This is a genomic window from Actinomycetospora sp. (genome assembly GCF_036497245.1).
GTDB lineage: Bacteria > Actinomycetota > Actinomycetes > Mycobacteriales > Pseudonocardiaceae > Actinomycetospora.
The window spans coordinates 1-3,170 of record NZ_DASXJS010000086.1 but is presented as its reverse complement, the minus strand read 5'-3'; the positions used below and the strand labels follow the sequence as shown (position 1 = coordinate 3,170).

Here is a 3,170-nt window from a genome sequence, read left to right as displayed (position 1 = left end):
CGACCTGGTCGACGTCTCGCTACGGACCCGTACGGAGAACGCATGCGACCACGGACCGACACGTCCCTCTCGCGCTACTCCATCAGGAGGCTAGGAGTCGCGGTATCGGCAGCGACGGTTGCGCTGAGTGCTGGAGCGTGTGGATCGCAGGCGCCGCCGCCTCCGCAGACCGCGCGGGTGGAGCGGGCCTCGGTCAGCACCGGAGTGGACTCGACCGGGTCCGTGTCCTCCCTCGGATCGACGAACCTCGGGTTCCCGACCGGCGGTCAGCTGACGTCGGTGAAGGTCAAGGTCGGCGACCGGGTCGCGGCGGGCCAGGTGCTCGCCACCATCGACGACTTCGCCGCCCGCAGGCAGCTCCAGCAGGCCCGGGCCCAGCTCGCCGGCCAGCAGGCGCAGTACGGGAAGGTCGAGGACGGTACCTCCGTCAAGGGCGCCCAGAAGTCAGTGGACGCGGCCGCCTCGGTGGTGTCGGCGACCCGGCGTCAGGTCGACGCGACCCTCGCCGCCGACGACGCGGCGATGTCCGCCGCGCAGGGCGCGACCGGGGCCGCCGGATCCACCATGACCGGGGAGGACGCCGGTACGACGGCGGGTGCGGCGGGCGAGATGGCCTCGAGCGCCGTGACCGGCGCGGCGTCGGGGGCCATGACCGGCGCGACGGCGGGTGCCTCGGCGGCGCAGGCCCAGGCGAAGCGGCAGGCCGACGCGGCGGCGGGTGAGGTCCAGATCGCCAGCGCCCGCCAGGGGCAGGTCACGGCCCAGAACACCCTGGACGCCGCGAGCGCGGCGCGCCCGAACGACCTGGCCGCAGCCCGGGCGGCCGTCGACGCGGCCCGCGCCCAGGTCGCGGTCGCCCGGCAGAGCCTGACCAACACGACGCTGCGGGCGCCCTCGGACGGCACCGTCACGGTCCTCAACGGCGGGGTCGGCGAGTTCACCACGGCGAGCGGTTCCACCACCCCCTTCGCGCCGGGCACCGACGCCGCGATCCCGGGCGCCGCGCAGGCGGCGACCGGTGCCGCGGCAGCGGCCGCGGCGGGTGGGGCGTCGCCGACGCGTCCGGGCGGGACACAGTTCCTCGTGCTGCAGAACCTGACCCAGTACGCCGTCGTGGTGCCGTTCCAGGAGGTCGACGCCGCGAAGATCACCCCGCAGCAGCACGTCGTGGTGGCGCTGGACGCCATCCCGGACGGGACGCTCGACGGCACGGTGCTCTCCGTGGCGCCGTCGGCGACCGCGCTCGCGGGCAGCATCGAGTACTACGTGACCGTCGGGCTGCCCGCCGATCCCCGGGTCCGGGACGGGCAGTCCGCCCGCGCCACGGTGGTCACGGCCGAGTCCGGCCAGAAGATCAGCGTCCCGAACGCCGCGCTCCACCGGCAGGGGAGCGCCACCACGGTCACCGTCGTGACCCCGGACGGGCGGCAGGTGCCCACCCCGGTGACCACCGGCCTGGTCGGCGCCGACCGCACCGAGATCACCGGTGGGCTCGCCGAGGGGCAGCAGGTCGTCGTCGGCGGGACGTCGTGACCGCCGCGGGGGATACCGGGACCGCGGCGACCGAGACGGCCCCCGCCGACGCGCCGCCCACCGAGCCGACACCCGTCGTCGGGAAGCAGAAGCGTCGGCCGCTGAAGCGCTCGACCAAGATCGCCCTGATCGTGCTCGGCCTGATCGCGCTGGTGGCCGCGGTGGGGTTCGCGCTCTCGTACGTCCTCGACGCGAGCAAGTACGTCTCCACCGACAACGCGCAGATCGACGGGACGCAGGTCCCGGTCGTGGCGCCCGCGAGCGGCACCCTGGTCGGGTGGCAGGGCACCAGCGGTCTGGTGATGCACCGGGACCAGGTGATCGGCCGGGTGCAGATCCAGGGCGCGTACGTCCAGCCGCAGCTGCCGATCCGGGCGCCCGCGGCGGGCACGATCGCGAACTCGAGCACCACCGACGGCGCCTACGTGACGGCGGGCGCGCAGCTGGCGATCGCCTACGACCCCGCGGGCGTGTACGTCACCGCGCGTGTCGACGAGACCGACATCGACGACGTCGCGGTGGGCCGGCCGGTCGACTTCACCGTGGACGCCTACCCGGGCCGGACGTTCCACGGCTCCGTCGAGGAGATCCAGGGCGGTGCCGCCGCGGTGTTCTCGCCGTTCCCGCAGTCGAACTCCGGCGGGAACTTCCAGAAGGTCACCCAGGTCATCCCGGTGCGGGTCAGGATCGACGACGGCCAGGGCGTCGACCTCATCCCCGGCATGAACGTCACCGTCGACATCCACAAGACAGGGAGCTGACCTCACCGCCGTCGGAGGAGCCGGCCGCCACGCCGCAGGAGCTCGCGCAGCCGGGCGTGCAGGGCGTCGAGCACGAGCCGCACCGGGCTCGGACCGGAGCCCGGCTCCGGCGCCTCGCCGGTGCGCGCCGCGGTGTCGACCGACGTCGCGAACTGCTCGAACAACCGCCGCGACACGTCCCCGGCCAACGCCCGCCCGAACTGCGCGACCCGGCCCGACAGGTGCACGTCGGCCCCGGCCCGCAGCGTCGTCCCGCCGTCGTCGCGGGCCGCCGCCGCGAGCCGGATGACGGCCTGCGTGCTCGACCCGCCGCGGTCGGAGCCCTGGGCGAGTACACGCATGACGTGCGCGTCGGGGTCGTGCTCGACCACGTGCGCCAGCCCCGCGAACGCGAGCGACACCGGGCCGAGGGCCACCGTCGCGGTCCCCCGGTAGCGGTCGTCGCCGAGGGCGGCGGTCATCCGGGCGCCCGGCAGGCACGCGGCGAGACGCTCGAAGTCGGCGAGCACGGCCCACACGTCCTCGACGCCGGACGCCAGCGTCGATTCCACCTCGACGGTCACCGTCGGCGGGCCGGTGGGGATCGTGATGTCGACGGGAACGGCGTCGGCCTCCGGTCCGCCCGCCACCGACGTCGCCGCGCCGACGCCCGACGCGCGCCCGGCGAGGGCGGCGGGCACCGCCGCCCGGGGCGCCGGGACGCCGTCGGGATGCGTCGCCGCGACGTCGGCGACGGCGGCGAGGATGCCCCGGTAGCCGGTGCAGCGGCAGAGCACCCCGGACATGTCCTCGGCGAGGGTGTCCTCGTCGTAGGTCCCGCCGGCGAGCAGGTCGTAGGAGCTCATCAGCATGCCCGGGGTGCAGAACCCGCACTGC

Annotated in this window: 3 protein-coding genes; 2 read left to right on the top strand and 1 reads right to left on the bottom strand. The window is 75.1% G+C overall.

The window, feature by feature from the left end; all coding sequences use genetic code 11:
- Window positions 1-222: 222 nt before the first annotated feature.
- Both VGI02_RS09555 and VGI02_RS09550 read left to right on the top strand, forming a co-directional pair.
- Complete coding sequence (locus VGI02_RS09555; protein ID WP_331627099.1) at window positions 223-1,533, top strand: efflux RND transporter periplasmic adaptor subunit; 1,311 nt, start codon at window positions 223-225, stop codon at window positions 1,531-1,533.
- Window positions 1,530-2,294 (top strand): HlyD family secretion protein, encoded by a 765-nt coding sequence (locus tag VGI02_RS09550; protein WP_331627098.1) that lies wholly within the window; start codon window positions 1,530-1,532, stop codon window positions 2,292-2,294. Before VGI02_RS09555 ends, VGI02_RS09550 begins: the two co-directional genes overlap by 4 nt.
- 2 nt (window positions 2,295-2,296) lie before the next feature.
- On the opposite strand, the gene VGI02_RS09545 is transcribed toward VGI02_RS09550, so the two are convergent.
- Window positions 2,297-3,170 (bottom strand): 2Fe-2S iron-sulfur cluster-binding protein (locus VGI02_RS09545; RefSeq protein ID WP_331627097.1); only part of this gene is annotated, 874 nt, incomplete at its 5' end.